This window comes from Nocardia sp. CC213A (assembly GCF_030766805.1).
Taxonomy (GTDB): domain Bacteria; phylum Actinomycetota; class Actinomycetes; order Mycobacteriales; family Mycobacteriaceae; genus Nocardia; species Nocardia otitidiscaviarum.
The window spans coordinates 67,115-88,207 of sequence record NZ_JASFXA010000004.1 but is presented as its reverse complement, the minus strand read 5'-3'; the positions used below and the strand labels follow the sequence as shown (position 1 = coordinate 88,207).

Sequence of the window (21,093 nt, the reverse complement as noted above, 5' to 3'; positions counted from 1 at the left end):
CTTACTTACCCGCCTTCGCAGACTCGCCGGACGCGGCGGACTTCTTGCCCTTGAACATGCCGAGCATGCGGTCGGTCACCACGAAACCGCCGATGACGTTCAGGGTTCCGAAGACCACGGCGACGAACAGGATGATCTGCATCCCGATCGAGGGATCCTCCACCTTGCCCAGCACCACCAGGGCGCCCAGCACCACGATGCCGTGAATGGCATTGGTGCCGGACATGAGCGGGGTGTGCAGGGTGTTGGGCACCTTGGAGATGACCGCGAAGCCCACGAATCCGGACAGTACGAGAATGGCGATATTCGCCAGGAGTTCGGTGTACATCAGGCATCGACCTCACGCGTGACGCAGGAATCCGCCAGCACCTGATCCTCGAAATCCGGTTGCAGCGCACCGTCTTTCAGCATGAGTTCCAGGAGGGCGGAGATGTTCTTCGAGTACAGCTCGCTGGCGTGCTCGGGCATGGTGGCGGGCAGGTTCAGCGGCGAGCAGATGGTGACGTCATGGCGGACCACGGTCTTGCCGGGTTCGGTGAGCTCGCAGTTGCCGCCGGTCTCACCGGCCAGGTCCACGATCACGCTGCCCGGCTTCATGCCCTCCACGGCGGCGGCGGTGACCAGGCGCGGGGCGGGACGGCCCGGCACCAGCGCGGTGGTGATCACCACGTCGAAGCCCTTGATGGCGTCCTCGAGGGCCTGCTGTTGCTGGGCCTTCTCCTCGTCGGTGAGCTCGCGGGCGTACCCGCCCTCACCGGCGGCGTCGATGCCCAGGTCCAGCCACTGCGAGCCGACCGAGCGCACCTGATCGGCGACCTCGGGGCGCACGTCGTAACCGGTGGTGCGCCCGCCCAGGCGCTTGGCGGTGGCCAGCGCCTGCAGCCCGGCCACGCCGACGCCGAGCACCAGCACGGTCGCGGGCTTCACGGTGCCCGCGGCGGTGGTCAGCATGGGGAAGAAGCGGGTGGATTCCGACGCGGCCAGCAGCACGGCCTTGTATCCGGCCACATTCGCCTGCGAGGACAGCGCGTCCATGACCTGGGCGCGCGAGATCCGCGGAATGGCCTCCACCGCGAACGCCTGTACGCCCGCGGCCTTCAGCGCGCCGATCTTGTTGTCGGCGTTGCGCGGGGCCAGGAAGCCGATCAGGGTCTGACCGGACGACAGCTTGGCGATCTCGGCGTCATTGGGCGGCGCGACCTTGACGATCACGTCGGCATTCCACGGATCGCCGATGGTCGCGCCCGCGTCGGTATACAGTTCGTCGGGAATGAGCGCGCCCAGCCCGGCGCCGGACTCGACGATCACCTCCACACCCTGCTTCAGCAGTGACGGAATGATCTTCGGCACCAATGCGACGCGTCGTTCGTCCGTGTTCGTCTCGCGAACCACGCCGACGCGCGCACCGCGGGGCGCATCGTGCTGTGCGCTCTGCGTTGTGTCCACTTGTCAAACTTCCTTCTCGTGGTGAGGCCGGACCGCCTGCGAACTTACTGCGCAGTAAGTTCTAGACAATTCTCGCAACCATACCCGGCTCGCGGTGAGCTTAGTGGAGATGGCTGTCACAGTGTGGGGTGAGCGGTGACCAGCGGCAAGTACGTACCTGCCAGGCAGGTTGCTTACTTTCGGGTGTGCCAGCAGGTGAGCGCGCTGCGCCCGCGCCCGGGGGTGTCGCGGCTCACTCTTACGCCGTAATCTCAGCGGGGTGAGTGGCTGCATCTTTTGCCGGATCGTGGCGGGCACCGCACCCGCCACCAAGATCCACGAGGACGACACCCTGCTGGCGTTCCTCGACATCCGGCCCATCACGCGGGGGCATACGCTCGTCATCCCGAAATGGCACTCCGGCGACCTCGACACGCTCGACCCGGCCCTCGGCGCGCGACTGTTCGCCTTCGGTCATCGGCTCGCCAAGGCCATGCGGCGCAGCGACCTCCGGGTGGACGGTGCGAACCTGCTGATCAACGACGGCAAGGCCGCCTTCCAGACCGTCGACCATGTGCATCTGCACGTCGTGCCCCGGCACAGCGGCGACAAACTCCGTTTCGCCACGGGCCTGCTGCTGCGGCGACCACACGACCGCGACAGCACCGCGGCCGCCATTCGCGCCGGACTGGACCGGCTCGCCGACGAGGAAAAGGAAACCAACGCATGACCGACACCGTGCCGGACCGGGAACGGATCACCGCCGATCTGTCCGATCAGTGGGACGCGCTCGCCCACTTGGTGGACGGACTCGACGAGGGCGGCTGGCGCACGGCGTCGTCGCTGCCCGGGTGGACGGTCTTCGACGTGATCGCCCACGTCATCGGGACCGAATCCATGCTGCTCGGTGAGATGCCGCCCGAGGCGGATGTGACCGGATACGAACACGTCCGCAACGAGGTGGGCGCGTTCAACGAGAAGTGGATCGAATCGCTGCGCCCCCTCTCCGGCGCGGAACTCATGGTCCGTTTCCGCGAGGTCACCGACCGCCGCCGCAAGGCCCTGGCCGCCATGGACGACGCGGCGTGGGCCGCGCCCGTGCCCTCACCGGTGGGCATGGTGCCCTACGGCCGCTTCATGCGGGTGCGGATCTTCGACTGTTGGATGCACGAACTCGATATCGCCGACGGCCTGCGGGTGACGGTGGACGAGGGCAGCCCGCGCGCGGAGACGGCCTTCCCGGAACTCGTAGTCGGTCTCGGCCGTGCCGCGGTGAAAGGCGCGGGCGCATCCGATGGTTCGCGTATCACCTTCGAGATCGGCGGTGCCACACCGCATACCGTGCACCTCGCGGTGGACGGCGGCCGGGCGCATCAGGTCGAGGCCCTCGACGGTCCCGCCACCGTGGTCGTCGGCCTGGACTCGGGCCTGTTCGCCCGACTGCGCGGGGGCCGCACGGACGCGGCGGCGCACGCCGACGAGATCGCGCTCAGCGGTGACACCGACCTCGGCGACCGCCTGGTGCGCAGCCTGGCGTTCACCATCTGATTCCGTGCGCCTGTTCCTGTCCAGCTACCGCTTCGGGGCGCACTACGATCGGCTGCTCGAGCTGGTCGGCGCGCCGGGGCGGGTGGCGGTGATAGCCAATGCCTGCGATGCCTGGCCCTCGGCGTGGGCCAGCGCGGTGACCAGTGATCTGGTTCCGCTGCGCCGCTCGGGATTCGAGCCCGAGGTGGTGGACCTGCGCGACTACGTGGGCCGCGCCGCGGACCTGGAGGAGACCCTCACCGGATTTCCGATGGTGTGGGTGCGCGGCGGCAACACCTTCGTGCTGCGCGCCCAATTCGCGCGCAGCGGAGCCGATCTCGCGCTCCGGCGGCTGCTCGACGCGGACGCGCTCGTCTATGCCGGTTACAGCGCGGGCGCGTGCGTCATGACCCCGGATCTGCACGGCCTGGAAGCCATGGACGATCCGGACGAGGTGCGCACGGCCTGCGGCGGCGATGTGCTGTGGGACGGACTGGGTCTGGTCGATCACCGCATCGTCCCGCATCTGGATTCCCCCACCGATCCCGAGGGGCTGAGCCGGAAACTGTCCCAGGAGTACCGGATCGGCGGCGTCGCGCACTGGGCGCTCACCGACGACGACGCGGTGATCGTCGACGGCGAGCGGCTCGAGGTGCTCGGCGCGGTCTAATCGCCCCGGTGGCGCAGGCCGTGGCCGACCGCGACGGCCGCGGCGAGGAACGCGCCGACGGCGAGGATGGCGAAGCTCGCCACATAGGCGTCCAGCGTCGGCACCCGGGTACCCGCGATGACGTGCGCCGACAGAATGGACGCGGTGACCGCGCCCGCGATACTGCCGCCCGCCGTGCGCACCAGCGAGTTGATGCCGCTGGCGATCCCGCTCTCGCTCATCGGCACGTGCCGCACCGCGAGTGTGCCGAGTGCCGCGTAGCCGATGCCGAATCCGGTGCCCTGCAAGATATTCGAGATCACCATGTGATAGCCGTGATCGTGGAACACCGCCAGCCAGGCCATGGACAGTCCCGCGAAGGTGGCGCCGATGGCCAGCGTGTAGGCGGGTCCGATGCGGGCGGCGATGCGGCCGGTGCGGAAGGAGAAGAACGTCATCAGCACCGCGCTCGGAATGCCGTAGAGGCCGACCGCCAGCACCGAACCGGACAGGCCGTAGCCGACCTGATCGGCCGGGGTCTGGATGAAATTCGAGATGAGCGTGAACGATCCGAACAGGGCGAACCCGAGCAGCGCCGACGCGAGGTTCGCCGACAGCGACTGCGGGCCGACCAGCAGTTGCAACCGGACCAGCGGCTGTTTCACCTTCAGTTCCACCAGCACCCAGATCACGGTCAGCGCCGTGGCGGCGGCGAACAGCGCCAGCACCGATCCGGAGGTCCAACCCCAGCGTGGCCCCTGGCTGATGCCCAATAGCAGGCTCACCAGTAGTCCGGCCAGCAGGGCGGCACCGAGGAAATCAGGTTTGCCGCCGTGGCGCACGCCGTTGTTCTCGGCGCTGATCTGGATCAGCACCGTGGCGGCCACGCCGAGGGCGGCGGTCAGCCAGAACACCGGGTGCGGATCGGTGGTGTGGTCGGCGATCACGCCGGTGACCAGCAGGCCGACCGTGCCGCCGATGCCCATGGTGCCGCTGACGATGCCGATCGCGCCGACCAGCCGTTCGCGCGGGAAGGTGTCGCGAATGATGCCGATGGCCAGCGGGATCATGGCCGCCGAGGTGCCCTGGAGGGCGCGGCCCGCGATGTAGACGCCCAGCGTCTCGGCCAGCGCGCACACCACCGAGCCGATGATGAGCAGGCCCATGGCGACCATGACCATGCGCTTCTTGCCGAACATGTCGCCGAAGCGGGACAGCAGGGGCGTGGCGACCGCGCCGGTGAGCAGGGCCGCGGTGAACAGCCAGGTGACGCCGGAGACGTCGGTGTGCAGCTGGCCGATCATGCGCGGCAGCAGCGGAATCACCACGGTCTGCTGGATCGAGACCACCAGCCCGGCGGCGCACAGGGCGAGCAGCGTCATGCCGAGGTGTGCCTTGGGACCGTTGTGGGTGGCGGTATCGGCCACAGCGGTGGAAGTCATGGGCGTCCTTGTGTATTACTTACCAAAATTAAGTAATTAGGTTTCGTAGGATAACCGCATGCCTCCCCCGAAGGCCACCTCCGCATCCGATCCCACGGCGACGGTCGGCGCGGCATCCGACGTCGTGGCGCACATCGTCGAACTGGAACGGGCCATGTCCCGGCTCGCGTACCTGCTCACCCGGGCCCGGCGGCACGACCGTGCCGTCACCGCCTCCGGTATCACCGTGGACCGGGCGAGTGTGCCGCTGCTGCGCATCCTCGCCGATGCCGACGCGCCGCTGCGCCTGGGGGAGCTGGCCGTTCGGCTCGATGTGGAGGCCCCGCATGTGACCCGGCAGGTGCAGCGGTTGGAGAAGAACGGGTTCGTGGGCCGGGTCGCCGATCCGGGCGATCGCCGGGCCCAGTTGGTCCGGCTCACGGATTCCGGCCGCGCCGCCGTGGACGCCATCCGCACCGTGCAGCGCCGCTGGATGCGAGAAGCCCTGGCGGACTGGAGTTCCGAGGATCTGCGTACCCTCGCCACCCTCAACCACCGCATGCTCGACGACTTCGCCGAGCACACGCGCTGCCTGGAGGAATCCGGAATCGCCTGAGCGTCACTCCGTTTCGGCGGCCGACCGCAGCGGCGCGGGCGGCCGGTCGGCGGGTGTAGCCACGATGCGGGCGAACCAGGCGCACACCAGCATGGCGGCCAGGGGGAACAGCATGGCGGTGGTGAGCGGGACGAGTTCGGTGAGCCAGCCGATGATCACCGGCCCGGCCAGCAGACCCAGATAGCCGATGCCGAAGACGCGGGACATATCGGTCGCCGCCGTCCTGGAGCCGAGATTGCCCGCCGCCGTGAACACCTGCGGCACCCCACCGGAGAGCCCGATCCCGCACAGCGCCCAGCCCAGCACGGTCGGCACCGTCCACGGCGACACCACGACCAGCAGGTATCCCGCCGCCGCCAGCAGCGACCCCCACCGCACCACGGCCACCGGCCCGAACCGCCCGCTGACCCGATCGGCGCACAGCCGCCCCACCGTCATGGCGACCGAGAAGGCCGCGAACGCCAGCGCCGCCGTCCCCGCCTCGACTCCGAGCCGCTCGCTCATCTGCAAGGCGCTCCAGTCACCGACCACCCCCTCCGCCATCAGCATGGCGAACGCCACCGCCGCCAGGGCCACCACCTTCCGCACGGTGGACGCCGCCACCGGCACGGATGTCTCGTGCTGCGCGAAACTCAACTCCGCCCGCGCCTCGGCCTCGCTCGGCACCGGCCCTGATGCCGAGTGGGGCGTATCGGCGCGCGGATCGAGAGACGCGGCGGTGCGTGGCTCCGCCGCGGTGGCGCCGTCACCGTCGGGAGCGGGCGTCGAGTACTCCCGCGCGGTGGCCGTGTTCAGGTCTGGGCTCGTGGTGGCCGCACTCGGCAGCGGCGGCCGCGGCCCAGGGGCAATGATGGCGTGCGATCCCCGCGTCTCGGTGTCGTGCCCTTCGCGCGATGAGGTCGGTTCCCGCGTGGTCGCGGTCTGCGGAGGACAAGGTGATGCGAAGGCATGGTCCCGGTGGCTGGCCAGTCGATCGTCGGGCCGCCCGGATGCGGCGGAATCGGCGGCGGCGGTCGCGCTCGCAGTCCGTTCCCGCGTGCTGCCGATGCGGGGCAGCAGGCGCGGCGCGGCGAACGCGACCACGGCCAGTCCCACGACAGCGGTGACGATCATGGTTAGCCGGATATCCGATCCGGCGCGCTGAGCGGCCGCCCCGGCGAGTGCGCCCGTCAGCGAACCGCCGGAGAACAGGGCGTGGAAGGACGACATGATGGGACGGCCGTAGCCCGATTCCACCTGCACCGCATGGGCGTTCATGGCGACGTCGAGTGCGCCGAAGCCGATGCCGTAGCCGACCAGCGCCGCCGCGAGGGTGATCGGGCCGGTGGCGAAAGCGGGGCCGATGATCGCCACGGCGGTGAGGGCGGCGGCTACGGCGGTGACCGCGCGGCTGCCGAACCGGTCGGTGAGCGCACCGGCGGCCTGCATACTGCCGATGGCACTGCCCGACATGAGCAGGATCAGCATGCCCAGGGTGGAATGCGACACCCCGGTCCGCTCCGTCACGGCCGGAATGTGCACGAACCACAGGGCGGACACCAACCCGTTCAGGCCGAACACCGCGAACACCGCGGTGCGTGCCGCGCGGAGCCGAGGAGCGGACGTCGGAGCGACCATCGGTCCGACGCTACCGGTCAGCGGAAGCTCCTCGTAACCCCCGTCTTTCGCGGCATCGTCGACGCTCGGGACGGGGCTCCGAACTACTGTGCGTTTCGACCTGTTCGTCCTTGATTCTATTCGGGGGTACCGACAAGTTCGGCGACCGCGACCGCCGCCACCGCAGCCATCCGGTGGCCCGTCCCACCGGTGCCGGTGCGGCCGGAGGGTGCCATCGCGTCGCCCATATCGAGTACACCCGGAATCGGTGGACGAATACATGGTTGAGAAGCGCCCGCGCATTTGCCATTGTCTTGACTGTGGACGCGTTGGCCAGCCTGCTCGAGGGACCCCGCGCGCGTGGCGCGTTCGTCATGCGGTCCTCGTTCGATCCGCCCTGGTCGCTGCGCATCGAAGACGGAGCGCCGCTGACCGTGGTGGCGGTGGTGCGGGGTGGCGGGTGGATCGTGCCCGACGCCGGGGGCGGCAAACCGGTCGCGCCGCGCCCCCTGCGCACCGGCGACGTGGCCGTCTTCCGCGGCCCCGACCACTACACGGTCGCCGACGATCCCGGCACCGCGCCGCAGGTGATCATCCATCCCGGGCAGATCACCACCACCCCCGACGGTGAGGTGCTGTGCGAGACGATGAGCCTGGGCGTGCGCAGCTGGGGCACCGCGGTCGACGCCGAGACCGTGCTGGTCACCGGCACCTACGAGCAGGAGTCCGCGACCGGTCGCAGGCTGCTGCGCGCCCTGCCGCCCATGGTCGTGCTCGGCCGCGGCGAATTCGACTCGCGCGTGCTGGATCTGCTGGTCGACGAGGCCGCCAAGGATCTGCCCGCTCAGGGTGCCATGCTCGACCGCCTGCTCGACCTGCTGACCATCGCCGCGCTGCGCGCCTGGTTCGCCCGCTCCGATGCCCCCGCCTGGTACCACGCCTACGCCGATCCGCTGGTGGGCAAGGCGCTGCGCCTCATGCAGCACAATCCGGCGCACCCGTGGACGGTGGCGGCGTTGGCGGGTGAGGTGGGCGCCTCCCGCGCCGCTCTGGCCCGCCGGTTCACCGAGTTGGTCGGCGAACCCCCGATGGCGTTCCTCACCGAGTGGCGGCTGGCGCTGGCCGCTGATCTGCTGCACGAATCCGATGCCACGCTCGAGACCATCGCCCGCCGGGTCGGCTACGGCAGCGCGTTCGCGTTGAGCACGGCGTTCAAGCGGCATTTCGGCGTGAGCCCGCGCGACCATCGCGACGCGGCGGCGCGGGAGCGCACGGCCTGACGCGGCGGTGCGGTCGTTCGGGTGCGCACCCGATCCCCGCACGGACCGTCGTCGAATCGAGCACCCGCGCGCCCGCCGCGCACCCTGCCACTATCGTCAGCGAGGTGACTTCGGAGCAGGATTACCCGGTGCTGTGGCCGGTTCCGACCCGCTGGGCGGACAACGACCATTACGGCCACGTCAACAACGTGACCTACTACTCGTACTTCGACACCGCGGTGAACGCGTGGCTGATGCACGCCACCGGCACCGATACGCGGGACCTACCCGCCATCGGCATCGTGGCGCAGACCTCGTGCAAATTCCTGGGCTCCCTGAGCTTTCCGGATCAGTTGCAGGTCGGCATCCGCATCGCCCGACTCGGGAATTCCAGCATCAGCTACGAACTCGCCATCTTCCGTGAGGCAGGGGATACGCTCAAGCTCGCCGCCACCGGCACATTCGTGCACGTCTACGTGGACGAGGTGACCCGGCAGCCGATCGAGATCCCCGCCATCATCCGCGCGGCCGCCGAACCCCTGGTGGTCAGCGAGATCCTGGAATCGGAGGCGGCCGACGCCTGATGCCCGCGCGGTGGCGGGATGCGCTTCCGCCACCGCGATCCGGCGACCCGGTCGATCTCGGCGGGTCAGACCCGACCGAGCAGGGTGAGCGGATCCTCCACCAGCGCGGCCACACTCGCCAGGAAGCGCGCCGCCTGCTCGCCGTCCACCAGCCGGTGATCGAAGCTCAGGCCGAGCGTGGTCACCCAGCGCACCGCGATCTCGTCGCGGTGCACCCACGGCCGCTTCCGGATGGAGCCCAGGCACAGGATCGCCGCCTCGCCCGGATTCACCAGGGGCACACCGGTATCCACGCCGAAGACGCCCACATTGGTGATGGTGAAGGTGCCGCCGGTCAGCTCGTGCAGGGTCGCCGTCCCGGATCGCGCGGCCTCGGCCAGACGGCCGATCTCCCCGCACAGATCCCGCAGGCTCAATGCCTGCGCCTCCGCGAGATTCGGCACCAGCAGCCCACGCTCGGTGGCGACCGCGATACCCAGATTCACATAGTGTTTGGTGACGATCTCCTGATTCGCCTCGTCCCACACGGCATTGAGTTCCGGGAATTCGCTCAGCGCGACCAGCGTGGCCTTGGCGACCAGCGCCAGCGGTGTCAGCGAGAGACCCGCGAAGCTCGGCGTGCCACGCAGGTGGTCCAGCAGCTCCATGGACCCGGTGAAATCCGTGGTGACGAAGGTACTGGCCTGCGGGATGTCCCGCGCGCTGGCCACCATCGCCGCAGCCGTGCGCTTGCGAATTCCGCTCACGGGCGTGCGGGTTTCCCGCTCGGCGGGCACCGGACGCACCGCGGACTCCGGCCGCATGGACGGCACCGGCGGCGCGATGTGAATCGGCAGCTGCCCACCGTCGTCAGCGCGCCTCGCCACCCCGCCCCGGCCTGCCGTGCGGTCGGGTGCGTTCCCGGAGGTGGCCGCACCATCCGGTGTCGACGCCGCCTCCCGCGCTCGCTGTACATCGGCTACCATGATGGCCCCGTCGGGCCCGGTCCCCGTCACCGCTGCAAGATCGATCCCCAACTCCCGAGCCAACTTTCGCGCCGCCGGTATCGCGGCGGGCCGCCCCGCCGCCCCGGTTCGCTCCCGCCCCAGCCCCTCGGTACCGTCCCGCGCGTCCCCGAGCCCGCGCGCCGTCGCGCTTCCGATCGCGCCGTCCCCGGCCGCGTCGCGGGTGGCTCCGACGCCCGTGTCGCGGATGGGCCGGGCGTCCGTGGCTCCGGTGTGCGCGGTACCGGTGATCCCGACGTCCGGGCCCCGAGTGCTCCCGGCGGCCGCCTCACGGGTGGCTTCGGACTCCTCGCCGGCACCGGTCGGTGACCAGCCTTCGGGGGCATGCGGCTCGGTCGCCGCCGGATCGGTCTCGGCGACATCCGTTCCCGGTGTCGTCGCGACGTTGCCGTTGGCACTCGAAGCACGCTCGGCCGCAGCGACTTTCGCCGCCGCGGCGCGGGCGCGGCGGGATTGCGGTTCGCTGTCGGGGCCGTAGCCCACCAGTACCGACTGCCGCTCCGGCGCGGCGTCCACCCCGGCGATGCGGATCAGGGGTGCGCCCACCGGCACCGTATCCCCGGGCTCGGCGAGCAGTTCGAGTACCGTGCCCGCGTAGGGGCAGGGCAGCGCCACCTGCGCCTTGGCCGTCTCCACCTCGGCGATGGTCTGGTTCAGTTCCACGCGGTCGCCGACCGCCACCGCCCACGACACCAGTTCGGCGTCGGCCAGTCCCTCACCGAGGTCGGGCAGTCGGAACTCTAGAACCTGCTGATCTTCCACCGGGCAACCTCCGTGGCAGTACGGTCAGGCGGCTAGCGTGCGGTCGACCGCGGCCAGGACGCGGTCGGGGTCGGGCAGGTGGTGCCGTTCGAGCTTAGCGGGGGGATAGGGGATGTCGAAGCCGCCGACCCGCAGCACCGGAGCCTCCAGATGATAGAAGCACCGTTCGGTGATCCGGGCGGCGATTTCCGCGCCCAGCCCGCCGGATACCGGGGCCTCGTGCACCACCACCAGCCGCCCGGTCTTGCGTACCGACTCCGCCACGGTGTCGAAGTCGATGGGCGACAGGCTGCGCAGGTCGATCACCTCCAGCGAATGGCCCTCCGTATCGGCGATCTTCGCCGCCGCCAGTGCGGTGGCCACGGTGCCGCCGTAGGCCACCACGGTGGCGTCGCTACCGGTGACGCACACCCGGGCCCGGTCCAGCGGCAGCCCCTCGCCGCCGTCCAGTCGGTCGAAGTCCACGTCGGCCTTGTCCCAGTACCGCCGTTTGGGCTCGAAGAAGATGACCGGGTCGTCCAGCGAGATCGCCTGCCGGATCATGAGATACGCGTCGGCCGGAGTGCTCGGCGACACCACCCGCAGCCCCGCGGTATGCGCGAAATACGCCTCCGGCGACTCCGAATGATGCTCCACCGACCCGATGCCGCCGCCGTAGGGAATGCGAATGGTTATGGGAGCCAACACCTTTCCCTTGGTCCGGTAGTGGATCTTGGCCACCTGGCACACGATCTGGTCGAAGGCCGGGTACACGAATCCGTCGAACTGGATCTCGCACACCGGCCGCAGCCCGCGCAGCGCCATGCCGAAAGCCGTTCCGACGATCCCGGATTCGGCCAGCGGTGTGTCGATCACCCGGTTGTTCCCGAAATCCTTCTGCAAGGCGTCGGTGACCCGGAAGACTCCGCCGAGGCGGCCGATGTCCTCACCCATCAGCACCACCCGGGGGTCGTCCTCGAGCGCCCGGCGCAGGCCGACATTGATGGCTCCGGCGAATGTCGTCTTCATGACCGGGCTCCCTCCAGGTAGGCGAGGTACTCGCGGCGTTCTTGCTCGATCAGCGGATGCGGGGTGGCGTAGACGTGCTCGAACAGCTCCTCGGGTTCGGGGTCGGGCATGGCGAGGGTGGCCGAGCGCAGCCGCCCGGCCACGTCGTCGGCCCGCGCGCCCACCTGCTGTTCGAAGTCGCTGTCCCACAGCCCTTCCCGCTCCAGCAGCCGCCGCAACCGGTCGATGGGGTCGCGGCGCTGCCACAGTTCGAGTTCCGCCGAGGTGCGGTAGCGGGTCGGATCGTCGGCCGTGGTGTGCGGCCCCATCCGATAGGTGATGGCCTCGATGAAGGAGGGGCCGCCGCCCGCTCTGGCATGGTCGATGGCCTGGCGGGTCACCGCCAGCACGGCGAGCACGTCGTTACCGTCCACCTGCACGCCCGGAATACCGTAGCCGATGGCGCGGGCGGCGAGCGGCGTGGCGCTCTGCACCCGCACCGGCGCGCTGATGGCCCAGTGGTTGTTCTGGCAGAAGAACACCACCGGCGCACCCCAGCTCGCCGCGAAGCCGAGCGCCTCGGCGATATCGCCCTGACTGGTCGCGCCGTCGCCGAAGTAGGCGATGGTGGCGATCTCCGCCCCCTCCAGCTGCGCCGCGTAGGCGTAGCCGGTGGCGTGCAGGCCCTGCGCGCCCACCACGATGGCGGGGTTGGTCATCTTGACCGCGTCGGCGTCCCAGCAGGAGTGCGCGACTCCGCGCCAGAGCCGGGTCTGCTGTTCCGGCGGCACGCCGCGCACGTGGGCGACGCCCGCCTCGCGGTAGCTGCAGAACACGTAGTCGTCGGGGTGCAGGGCGTGCGCCGAACCGATCTGGGCGGCCTCCTGGCCCAGCAGCGGCGGCCACAGTCCGAGTTGGCCCTGCCGCTGCAAGGCGGTGGCCTCCACGTCGATGCGGCGGGCGATCACCATATCGGTGTAGAGCTCGCGCAGGGTGTCGCCGTCGATATCGGCGATCAGCGGGGCGTGTACGCGATCGTGCACGCGGCGGCCGTCGGGCTGTACGAGCTGCACCGGGTAGGTGGTCTTCTCGGGCATGGGTATCGCCTCCTCGAAGCACCGGTACACCGGGTCGCCGGGGGATTGTGTCCCGGTGGGCGAAGGTGTACGTGTCCTGTATCACACAGCTTCCTCGCTGGGGCGAACTGCGCAAGCCGACGCGCGGCAACTGTGCAGAATGCTCGGTAGAACGGGCTGGGCTCATGGCAAACTGATTCCTATGTCCAGTAGGGAGCCGGTGGGCGGGGCAATCGACGCCACCGATGCGCGCATGTTGCTGGAGCTGGTCGCCAACCCGCGCGCGACCGGTGTCGAACTGGCGGCGCGTCTGGGCCTGTCCCGCAATACCGTGCAGGCCAGACTGGCCCGCTGGGAGGCGGCCGGGCTGCTGGCCAGCGTCGAGCGGCGAGTGGACCCGCGGGCGCTGGGCTATCCGCTGGCGGCCTTCGTCGCGGTGGTGGTCGATCAGCATCGGCTCGATGCGGTGGTGGCCGAACTCGCCGAGATCCCCGAGGTCACCGAGGTGTGCGGGATGACCGGGCCGACCGATCTGACCGTGCGGGTGGTGGCGCGCGACGCCGACGACCTGTACCGCATCACCGGGCAGATCCTGAAGATCCCGGGTGTCGAGCGCACCAATATGGCCCTGGTCATGCGGGAACTGGTGGGTCCGCGCACGACCCCGCTGCTGGATCGGCTCGCCGGAGCGAACGGGGTGGCCGCCCGGGCCGTCGAGTGAGTCCCGGATACCGTGCCTTATGGATGTTTCGGGCAAGGTAGCCATTGTCACGGGTGCGGGATCGGGGATCGGGGCGGCACTGGCCGCGACGCTGGTGGCCGCGCATGCGCGGGTGGTGCTGGCGGATATCGACAAGGCGGCCGTGCGGGAGGTGGCCGATTCGCTGGGGGCGGCCGCGGTCGCGGTGGCGGGAGACGTCGCCGACGAGGCGGTGATCCGTGAGTTGATCGACCGGGCCGAGCGTGAATTCGGGCCGGTGGACCTGTATTTCGCGAACGCGGGCATTTTCGGCGGCCGCGGCCTGGATAGCGCCGAGGCGCAGTGGGAGGCCGCGCTGGATGTCAATGTGTTGGCGCACGTGCGGGCGGCGCGGCTGCTGGTGCCGGGGTGGCTGGAGCGGGGCGGCGGCTACTTCGTCTGCACCGCCTCGGCGGCCGGGCTGCTCACCCAGATCGGTTCCGCCCCGTACGCGGTGACCAAGCACGCCGCGGTCGGGTTCGCGGAATGGTTGTCGGTTACCTACGGGGACAGGGGGATTCGCGTGAGTTGCGTGTGCCCCATGGGTGTGGACACCGCGCTGCTGCGGGCGGGCACCGAGAGCGCCGACGCGGCGGCCGCGGCGGAGACGGCGATCCGGGCCGTGGTCACGGCGGGCAAGGTGCTGTCCTCGGACGAGGTGGCCGATGCGATCCTCGCCGGTGTCGCCGCCGAGAGCTTCCTGATCCTGCCGCATCCCGAAGTGCTCGACATGTACCGATTCAAGGGCTCCGACTACGACCGCTGGCTGGCGGGCATGCGGCGCTACCAGCATTCGCTGGAGAGCTGAACCGCCGCGACCGGCTCCGGAATTTCAGTCCAGTTCCGGGGGATTGGCTGGAGACCGGCGGTCCGGTCCGAGGTCAAAATGACCCGATGAGCAGCACCGAAGTGGAGAACGACACCGCCGTCGCGGCCTCTCCGGACCTCTCCGTCGGCCTCGGTCAGCCGATCGGGGCCGGATTCGTCACCGCGCTGGTGGGATTCACGAGTTCGTTCGCGGTGGTGCTGGCGGGCCTCACCGCCGTGGGTGCGACCTCGGTGCAGGCCGCCTCCGGCCTGATGGCGGTCTGTATCACGCAGGGTCTCGGGATCTTGTTCCTGAGCCGCCGCTACCGGATGCCCATCACGCTGGCCTGGTCGACGCCGGGGGCGGCGCTGCTGGCCAGTACCGGGGCGGTGGCGGGCGGCTGGCCCGCGGCGGTGGGCGCGTTCGTGATCACCGGTGCGCTCATCGTGGTGACCGGATACTGGCAGCGGCTCGGCGCGCTCATCGCGGCCATTCCGGTGGAGATCGCCCAGGCCATGCTGGCGGGTGTGCTGTTGCCACTGTGCCTCGCGCCCATGCACGCGCTCACGGTCAGCCCGGCGGTGGTGGTGCCGGTGATCGTGGTGTGGCTGGTGCTGCAGCGCTACGCCGCGCGCTGGGCGGTGCTGGCGGCGTTCGCGGTGGCGGCGGTAGGCGCGGGGATCGAGATCGCGGTGCGGGGGCACGGCCTCGAGCTGTCGGCGATGGTGCCCAGGTTCGAACCGACCGTGCCGCACTGGAGTTGGCAGGCGATGATCGGTCTGGCCGTGCCGCTCTACATCGTCACCATGGCGGCCCAGAACATACCCGGCACGGCGGTCATGAGTTCCTTCGGCTACCGGGTGCCGTGGCGACCGGCCATGACCGTGACCGGGCTGGGCACCATGCTGGGCGCACCCGCGGGCGGGCACGCCATCAATCTCGCCGCCATCAGTGCGGCGCTGGCGGCGGCGCCCTCCGCCCATCCCGATCCCAAGCGCCGCTGGGTCGCCGCGGCGTCGGCCGGAGCCACCTACCTGCTGCTGGCGCTGGTCTCCGCCGCCCTGGTCGCCCTGGTGGCCGCCGCCCCCGACGGCGTTCTGGAAACCGTTGCGGCCCTGGCTCTCATCGCCACCCTGGCATCGGCTCTCACCGCCGCCCTAGCCCCCGCCGAACACCGCCCCGCCGCCGCCCTGACCTTCCTCGTCGCGGCCTCCGGCATCTCGCTGCTCGGTATCGGCGCGGCGTTCTGGGCGCTGGTCGCCGGGCTCGTGGTCCGCTGGTTTCTCCGCCCGACCGACTGAACGGGGCCGGTCCGATCGGCGCGGCGGGTTCTGGCCGGGGTGGCGGACCGGTCGGTCTTGCGGGAAGCCACGGACCACCGCGGCCCGCGCCGCGGGTCGCGATGGCGGTACCGGTCGTCGGGCGAGTCGTCGTGCGACTGACCGCTACCGCTCTGCGAGTGGGCGCGGTGGTGCTGGTAGGTGGGTGGGCCGCTGTGCGAGAGGGCGCGGTGGTGCCGGTCGATCGGCGGGCAGCTGCGCGGGCGGTTCGGGGCTGCGTAGGGTGGTGGGCATTCGGGTGTGCGTGCTGGAATTCTGCGACGAGGAGTGGGCTTGAGCGCGGTATTGATTTCGGCGGAGGAACTGCGGGAGTTGTTGTCGCAGGCGGATTCTCGGTTGCGGCTGTTGGACGTGCGCTGGGCGCTGGGGGATCCGGACGGGCCGCAGCACTATCTGGACGGACACATTCCGGGCGCGGTGTTCGTGGACCTGGAGACCGAACTCGCCGCGCCGCCGTCCCCGGCGCGCGGTCGGCATCCGCTGCCGGAGCTCGCCCAGTTGCAGAAGTGCGCGCGCAGCTGGGGTGTGCGCACCGGCGACACCGTCATCGCCTACGACGCCACCGGCGGGATGGCCGCGGCCCGCGCCTGGTGGCTGCTGCGCTGGGCCGGTGTCCCCGATGTCCGCATTCTCGACGGCGGTCTCCCCGCCTGGGAGCGCGTGGGCGGCACGCTCGCCACGGGTGCCGAACCCGACCCCGCCCCCGGCGACGTGGTCCTCACCCCCGGCCACCTCGCCACCATCGACGCCGACACCGCCGCCGCCTGGCCCGGCCTGCTCCTCGATGCCCGCGCGGGCGAGCGCTACCGCGGCGACACCGAACCGGTCGACCCCCGCGCGGGCCACATCCCCGGCGCGCACAGCGCCCCCACCGCCGAAAACCTCACCGCCGAAGGATATTTCAAACCAGCCGCCGAACTGCGCTCCCGCTTCACCGCCCTCGGCGACGGCAAGGTGGCGGTCTACTGCGGCTCCGGCGTCACCGCCGCCCACCAGGTAGCCGCCCTCGCCGTGGCCGGCATCGACGCCGCCCTCTACCCGGGTTCCTGGTCCCAGTGGTCCAACGACCCGAAACGCCCGGTGGCGACCGCCTGAGCAGTACGCCCGGGTGCGTTCCGGATCGGTTCGATGCGATGCCGGTTCGGCCGCCTGCGACGATGGCCGGGCCGGGGCTCAGCGGGCGCACCCGTCCACCAGGTCAGGGGCACCCGGTGGCGACGCGTCGCAGGACCGCCTTGTCCGCGGTGGTGATGGGTAGGTTGTACTGCCTGGCGGTGGTGAGGTACTTGGCCGCGTAGAAGCAGTGGTTGGCGGCGGCGGGTGGGAGCCATTCGGCAGGGGTGCTGTCGCCCTTGTCCTGATTGGTCTTGCCCTCGGTGGCAAGGAGATTGAAGTCGAGGTCGTTGGCGAAGCGGATGCGGCGGTCCAGCGGCCACCCGTGGGCACCCATATCCCAGGCGGCGGCCAGCGGGTAGACGTGGTCGATCTGGACGGTACCGGCATCGGCCTTCTCGAAGGTGAGGCGGCGGCCGGTGTACGGGTCGTCGAGGATGCCCGAGACCACCACGCAGGTGCTGCCGGGGCGGAATCCGATCTCGGTCAGCTGACCGGCCAGCACGTTGTTGCGGGTGTCGCAGCCGTCGTGACCGCCGGGCGCGTCGTGGTCGTCGGTCCACGCCGGACCGAAGACGCAGCCCTGACCGGCCTTGCAGCCGCGTTCGTACCCACCCGGTCGCGGCCGAGTCGGCAGCACGTGCACGTGGTCGAGCAGTTGCTCGAGCTGCGCGCGCGAGGGACTGCCGGGTGCCGGACCGGCCCGCGGGCCGATCGCCGAGCAGCCGCTCAGCGCGATCAGTACCGCGCTCAGTCCGGCGAGCCATCGGCACCGCCGGTCGAGCGTGGCCGTGTCACCGGTCCGCACCCCCACGGCCGCCGCTCGTGCCGTCCGCCGAATCCCGCTCAGAATTCGCACATCTCACATCTACCCGTGTAGTCGCACGCCACGCGGGTTTTCCAGGACTTCGCACCGGTTCCGTGTTCTCGCACCGGTTGCGGGGGACTACAGCCAGGCTCGCGCCAGCAGATCGTCGGCCGACGTCTCCGACATCTGCGGTGGCATGCGGGTGGCCGCGATCGTCTCGCACCGCGCGCCATCGTGTCCGATCAGCCACGATCCGCCGCGGTCCTCGCACTCGGCGATCTTGGCGAAGGTGGTGAGCAGGAACTGGATGGCGTCGCGCGGATCGGCCGTGCGGGCCAACCGCTGCGATTCCCCCGGTCGGGACAGATCCAGCCACACCCCCGATTGGCCGTCCAGGCGCATCCCCACGATCTTCGTCGTGTCCACGAAAGTGAATTTCCGCCGTTCCCACGGCGTTGTGGGCGTGAAGCTCTGCTCGAGCACTTGGAGCAGAATCGTCATCTTCACGGCCTCCCTCGGTATCGAGTCGTCGCGGCCCTGGCTGGTGCCGCGATGGATTGTCGCCGGTGCGTCCCGCTCGATCGCCGCTGAAGCGCAGCAGCCACCGTCCACGCGCGGTGACCAGCGGATATCCCAGTATGTTCCAAAATCGCCCGGTTTGGTATCCCCTCGGCGCGCCGGGTTTCAGACGAGTTCCAGACCGCCGTCCACGGTGATGACCTGACCGGTGATCCAGCTGGCCGTCGGTTCGCTCACCCGCAGCATCCAGGCCGCGACCTCGGCCGGTACCCCGCGGCGGCGCAGCGGGATGCGGGCGGTCTCCTCCCGCTTGATCGCGGCCACCACCTCGTCGGCGAGCCCGGCCGCCGTCAGTGCCTCGCTCTCGGTCGGACCGGGGGCCACGGCATTGACCCGCACGCCGTCACCCGCCAGCTCCAGCGCCCAGCTGCGGGTGAGCTGTTCGAGGGCGGCCTTGCTGGCGCCGTAGTGGGCGGCTCCCGGAATCGGCCGATGTCCGTAGGTGCTCGACACATTGACGATGCTGCCCCGGGTCGCGCGCAGCTGCGGCAGCGCGGCGGCGGCGAGCAGGCTCGAGGCGGTGACGTTGAGCGCGAACAGATCCGCGACGCGCGCGGCCGACACCTCGGCCAGCGGCATGGCCGCGGTGGCACCGGCATTGTTGACCAGCACGTCCACCCGTCCCCACCGGTCGACGGCGGTGTCGACGATCGCGGTGGCGGCCTCCGCGCGCCGCAGATCGTGGGCGATCACCTCGATGGCCGGATGTTCGGCCGCGGTCCGCTCCAGCACGTCCCGCCTGCGGCCGACGCCGAGCACCGTGGCGCCCGCCCGGGCGTACGCGATCGCGGCCGCCCGTCCGATTCCGGTTCCGGCTCCGGTCACGATCACCACGCGGTCGTCGAAGCTACCCATATCGCATCCTTTGTTCGATGTTCGTAGAACGTCGAACAAAGTAGCATGGGCGGTATGCGCGAACCACAGCATCCGTCGGCCTCCGATATCGAGCTGACGGCCGTGCTGGCGGCACTGAGCGATCCGATCCGGGTCGGCCTGGTGCGCGTGCTGGCCGACGACGTCGAGCGCGGGTGGGGCGAACTGCGCGCCCCCGTCGCCAAATCCACACTGAGCCACCACCTTCGGGTGCTCCGCGATGCCGGGATCACGCGGACCCGGCAGGAGGGCACCCGCTGTTACGTGGTGCTGCGCCGCGATGATCTCGATCAGCGGTTCCCCGGTCTGCTCGACTCGATTCTGGACGCCGCGACGACCGACGACGTGGGCCGCCACGTCGGGCTCGCCGGATAGCGCCGCTACGTCGGGTTCGCGGGACAGGGCCGCCACGTCGGGCTCGCCGGAGCGGGCTCCCGCCTCGCGCGGACCGGATCGGAACCGGCGCTCAGCCGAGGATGTGCACGGCGATCAATCCGTCGCCCCGCTCCTCGACGCGGACGCCGGTCAGATCGGCGACGTGCGCGGTCGGGTCGTGGGCGACCGCGCGCGCTCCGACTCCGACGACCCGCATGCCCGCCGCCTTGCCCGCGGCGATTCCCGCCCCGGAGTCCTCGAAGACCAGGCAGTCCCCGGGTGGCAGCCCCAGTTCGGCGGCCGCCTTCAGGAAGCCCTCGGGATCGGGCTTGCTGACCGTGACCGATTCGGCCGTGATGCGGACGGCCGGTACGGGCAGCCCGGCCGCACCCATGCGCGCCTCGGTGAGCGCGACATCCGCCGAGGTGACCAGGGCGTGCGGGAGGTGCGCGACGGCCGCCAGGAAGGCCGGTGCGCCGGGGACCGGCACCACGCCGTCCACGATGGTGGTCTCCTCCCGCAGCATGCGGGCATTGTCGGCGTGATTGAGCTCCATGGGCCGGTCGGGCAGCAGCGCGGCCATCGTCGCCCACCCCTGCCGTCCGTGCGCCACCGCCAGCACCTCGTCGATCGGCAGGCCCTGGGTGGCGGCCCAGGTTCCCCACAATCGCTCCACGACTGCTTCGGAATTGACGAGGGTGCTGTCCATGTCCAACAGGAGAGCGCGGGCGGTGAGCGTGGCGTTGACCGTCATGTACTGGTTATAACCACGCTTGCCATGCGGGGCAATGCGTTTCGGGGAAGCACACGTCAGGCCAGCGGAACTGCCGCGTCGACGGTGGCCGCCGATCGTCATCGGCACGCCGAAACGCGGTCTCGCTCAGCGCGGATCGACGGCGGCGAGAATGGCGGCGCGGGTGGTTCGGACGGCGTCGCGGTGGGCGGCCGTGGTCGTCGGGTTGTCGCCCAGCGCCAGGTATTCGAGGAGTAGGCCGCGATGAACCGCGAGGATGCGGGAGGCGAGGGAGCGGGCGGTTTCGGGAGGGGTGCCCGCGGTTTCCATGGCCGCCGCCAGGGGGGTCAGCCATTCGGTGACGACCGGGTCGAGGAAGCGGCGGCGCAGGTCGTGGTCTCGGGTCGCGGCCGCGTAGATCTCGAAGAACATGGCGGTTCGGCGGCGGCCCTCCGGGAGGTGGGCCTGGCTCCAGGCGTAGTCGAGTCCCTCGGCGACAACGTCGGCCACATGTTCGGCGGTCGGGGGAAGAGCCGAGGAGAACGCTCGGATGCGGGACAGGAGTTGCCGGGAGATCGTCAGGTAGTCGTCGAGGGTGCGGTCGACGATCTCGGTGATCAGGGCTTCCCGGCTGCCGAAATGGTGCAGGAGATTGCGCGTCGAGGTCCCGAGGTGCTCGGCCAGCGGGCGCAGCGTGAGCCCGAACAGCCCGTGCTCGTCCGCGTAGTCGCGGCATCCGTCGAGGAGTTCGCGCCGTCGTCCGGCGTCTTTGGGGCGGCCCATGCGGGCCAGTTTATACTACGACCGTTACATGAAACG

General features: G+C 70.4%; 23 protein-coding genes. 11 read left to right on the top strand and 12 right to left on the bottom strand.

Features of this window, described 5'->3' with window-relative positions; translation table 11 throughout:
- Window position 1: 1 nt before the first annotated feature.
- Window positions 2-328, bottom strand: coding sequence for an NAD(P) transhydrogenase subunit alpha (locus tag QJS31_RS08870; RefSeq protein WP_306356404.1), 327 nt, complete (start codon window positions 326-328; stop codon window positions 2-4).
- Window positions 328-1,446 (bottom strand): Re/Si-specific NAD(P)(+) transhydrogenase subunit alpha, encoded by a 1,119-nt coding sequence (locus QJS31_RS08865; protein ID WP_282780779.1) that lies wholly within the window; start codon window positions 1,444-1,446, stop codon window positions 328-330. The genes QJS31_RS08870 and QJS31_RS08865 overlap by 1 nt, the downstream gene beginning before the upstream one ends.
- Before the next feature lie 259 nt (window positions 1,447-1,705).
- On the opposite strand from QJS31_RS08865, the gene QJS31_RS08860 reads away from it, so the two are divergent.
- The 3 genes from QJS31_RS08860 to QJS31_RS08850 are packed head-to-tail and all read left to right on the top strand — an operon-like array spanning window position 1,706 to window position 3,622.
- A complete protein-coding gene (locus QJS31_RS08860; protein ID WP_282780780.1) occupies window positions 1,706-2,155 on the top strand; it encodes an HIT family protein in 450 nt (149 codons plus the stop codon).
- Entirely contained in the window at window positions 2,152-2,973 is an 822-nt protein-coding gene (locus QJS31_RS08855; protein ID WP_306356403.1) for a maleylpyruvate isomerase family mycothiol-dependent enzyme, read from the top strand. The genes QJS31_RS08860 and QJS31_RS08855 overlap by 4 nt, the downstream gene beginning before the upstream one ends.
- Window positions 2,974-2,977: 4 nt before the next feature.
- On the top strand, window positions 2,978-3,622 hold the full coding sequence (locus QJS31_RS08850) for a Type 1 glutamine amidotransferase-like domain-containing protein (RefSeq protein ID WP_282780784.1): 645 nt from the start codon (window positions 2,978-2,980) through the stop codon (window positions 3,620-3,622).
- On the opposite strand, the gene QJS31_RS08845 is transcribed toward QJS31_RS08850, so the two are convergent.
- Entirely contained in the window at window positions 3,619-5,043 is a 1,425-nt protein-coding gene (locus QJS31_RS08845; RefSeq protein WP_306356402.1) for an MFS transporter, read from the bottom strand. The genes QJS31_RS08850 and QJS31_RS08845 overlap by 4 nt on opposite strands.
- 58 nt (window positions 5,044-5,101) lie before the next feature.
- Here QJS31_RS08845 and QJS31_RS08840 point away from each other — a divergent pair, with 58 nt between their 5' ends.
- On the top strand, window positions 5,102-5,638 hold the full coding sequence (locus tag QJS31_RS08840) for a MarR family winged helix-turn-helix transcriptional regulator (RefSeq protein WP_282780788.1): 537 nt from the start codon (window positions 5,102-5,104) through the stop codon (window positions 5,636-5,638).
- Window positions 5,639-5,641: 3 nt separating this feature from the next.
- On the opposite strand, the gene QJS31_RS08835 is transcribed toward QJS31_RS08840, so the two are convergent.
- Window positions 5,642-7,255, bottom strand: a complete 1,614-nt coding sequence (locus QJS31_RS08835; RefSeq protein ID WP_306356401.1) for an MFS transporter — start codon at window positions 7,253-7,255, stop codon at window positions 5,642-5,644.
- Between the two features lie 299 nt (window positions 7,256-7,554).
- Here QJS31_RS08835 and QJS31_RS08830 point away from each other — a divergent pair, with 299 nt between their 5' ends.
- Both QJS31_RS08830 and QJS31_RS08825 read left to right on the top strand, forming a co-directional pair.
- On the top strand, window positions 7,555-8,514 hold the full coding sequence (locus QJS31_RS08830; protein ID WP_282779862.1) for an AraC family transcriptional regulator: 960 nt from the start codon (window positions 7,555-7,557) through the stop codon (window positions 8,512-8,514).
- Window positions 8,515-8,618: 104 nt separating this feature from the next.
- Window positions 8,619-9,077 carry a thioesterase family protein gene (locus QJS31_RS08825; protein WP_282779861.1) on the top strand — a complete coding sequence of 153 codons (459 nt, stop codon included), beginning with the start codon at window positions 8,619-8,621 and terminating at the stop codon, window positions 9,075-9,077.
- A 65-nt stretch (window positions 9,078-9,142) separates the two neighbouring features.
- Here QJS31_RS08825 and QJS31_RS08820 read toward each other — a convergent pair whose 3' ends face one another.
- The 3 genes from QJS31_RS08820 to pdhA are packed head-to-tail and all read right to left on the bottom strand — an operon-like array spanning window position 9,143 to window position 12,927.
- Window positions 9,143-10,843: a dihydrolipoamide acetyltransferase family protein gene (locus QJS31_RS08820; RefSeq protein ID WP_282779860.1), complete on the bottom strand. Its 1,701-nt coding sequence runs from the start codon at window positions 10,841-10,843 to the stop codon at window positions 9,143-9,145.
- 24 nt (window positions 10,844-10,867) lie between these two features.
- Window positions 10,868-11,851, bottom strand: a complete 984-nt coding sequence (locus QJS31_RS08815; protein WP_282779859.1) for an alpha-ketoacid dehydrogenase subunit beta — start codon at window positions 11,849-11,851, stop codon at window positions 10,868-10,870.
- Entirely contained in the window at window positions 11,848-12,927 is a 1,080-nt protein-coding gene (pdhA, locus tag QJS31_RS08810; RefSeq protein ID WP_282779858.1) for a pyruvate dehydrogenase (acetyl-transferring) E1 component subunit alpha, read from the bottom strand. Before pdhA ends, QJS31_RS08815 begins: the two co-directional genes overlap by 4 nt.
- 181 nt (window positions 12,928-13,108) lie before the next feature.
- On the opposite strand from pdhA, the gene QJS31_RS08805 reads away from it, so the two are divergent.
- From QJS31_RS08805 to QJS31_RS08790, 4 genes are all read left to right on the top strand, one after another.
- Window positions 13,109-13,627 (top strand): Lrp/AsnC family transcriptional regulator, encoded by a 519-nt coding sequence (locus QJS31_RS08805; RefSeq protein ID WP_282779857.1) that lies wholly within the window; start codon window positions 13,109-13,111, stop codon window positions 13,625-13,627.
- A gap of 19 nt (window positions 13,628-13,646) precedes the next feature.
- Complete coding sequence (locus tag QJS31_RS08800; protein ID WP_306356400.1) at window positions 13,647-14,453, top strand: SDR family oxidoreductase; 807 nt, start codon at window positions 13,647-13,649, stop codon at window positions 14,451-14,453.
- A gap of 86 nt (window positions 14,454-14,539) precedes the next feature.
- Window positions 14,540-15,754, top strand: coding sequence for a benzoate/H(+) symporter BenE family transporter (locus QJS31_RS08795; RefSeq protein ID WP_306356399.1), 1,215 nt, complete (start codon window positions 14,540-14,542; stop codon window positions 15,752-15,754).
- Between the two features lie 312 nt (window positions 15,755-16,066).
- The gene (locus tag QJS31_RS08790; protein ID WP_372341605.1) at window positions 16,067-16,888 is read left to right on the top strand and encodes a sulfurtransferase; all 822 of its coding nucleotides are present in this window, start codon (window positions 16,067-16,069) and stop codon (window positions 16,886-16,888) included.
- Between the two features lie 103 nt (window positions 16,889-16,991).
- On the opposite strand, the gene QJS31_RS08785 is transcribed toward QJS31_RS08790, so the two are convergent.
- From QJS31_RS08785 to QJS31_RS08775, 3 genes are all read right to left on the bottom strand, one after another.
- Window positions 16,992-17,660, bottom strand: a complete 669-nt coding sequence (locus QJS31_RS08785) for an HNH endonuclease family protein (RefSeq protein WP_282779864.1) — start codon at window positions 17,658-17,660, stop codon at window positions 16,992-16,994.
- A 192-nt stretch (window positions 17,661-17,852) separates the two neighbouring features.
- Window positions 17,853-18,215, bottom strand: coding sequence for a hypothetical protein (locus QJS31_RS08780; RefSeq protein WP_029925743.1), 363 nt, complete (start codon window positions 18,213-18,215; stop codon window positions 17,853-17,855).
- A 183-nt stretch (window positions 18,216-18,398) separates the two neighbouring features.
- Window positions 18,399-19,148 (bottom strand): SDR family NAD(P)-dependent oxidoreductase, encoded by a 750-nt coding sequence (locus QJS31_RS08775; protein ID WP_282779854.1) that lies wholly within the window; start codon window positions 19,146-19,148, stop codon window positions 18,399-18,401.
- A 54-nt stretch (window positions 19,149-19,202) separates the two neighbouring features.
- Here QJS31_RS08775 and QJS31_RS08770 point away from each other — a divergent pair, with 54 nt between their 5' ends.
- A complete protein-coding gene (locus tag QJS31_RS08770; RefSeq protein ID WP_282779852.1) occupies window positions 19,203-19,541 on the top strand; it encodes a helix-turn-helix transcriptional regulator in 339 nt (112 codons plus the stop codon).
- 91 nt (window positions 19,542-19,632) lie between these two features.
- Here QJS31_RS08770 and QJS31_RS08765 read toward each other — a convergent pair whose 3' ends face one another.
- Window positions 19,633-20,295, bottom strand: a complete 663-nt coding sequence (locus tag QJS31_RS08765; protein ID WP_282779850.1) for an HAD-IA family hydrolase — start codon at window positions 20,293-20,295, stop codon at window positions 19,633-19,635.
- A gap of 126 nt (window positions 20,296-20,421) precedes the next feature.
- Window positions 20,422-21,057, bottom strand: coding sequence for a TetR/AcrR family transcriptional regulator (locus QJS31_RS08760; RefSeq protein ID WP_282779849.1), 636 nt, complete (start codon window positions 21,055-21,057; stop codon window positions 20,422-20,424).
- Window positions 21,058-21,093: the final 36 nt, after the last annotated feature.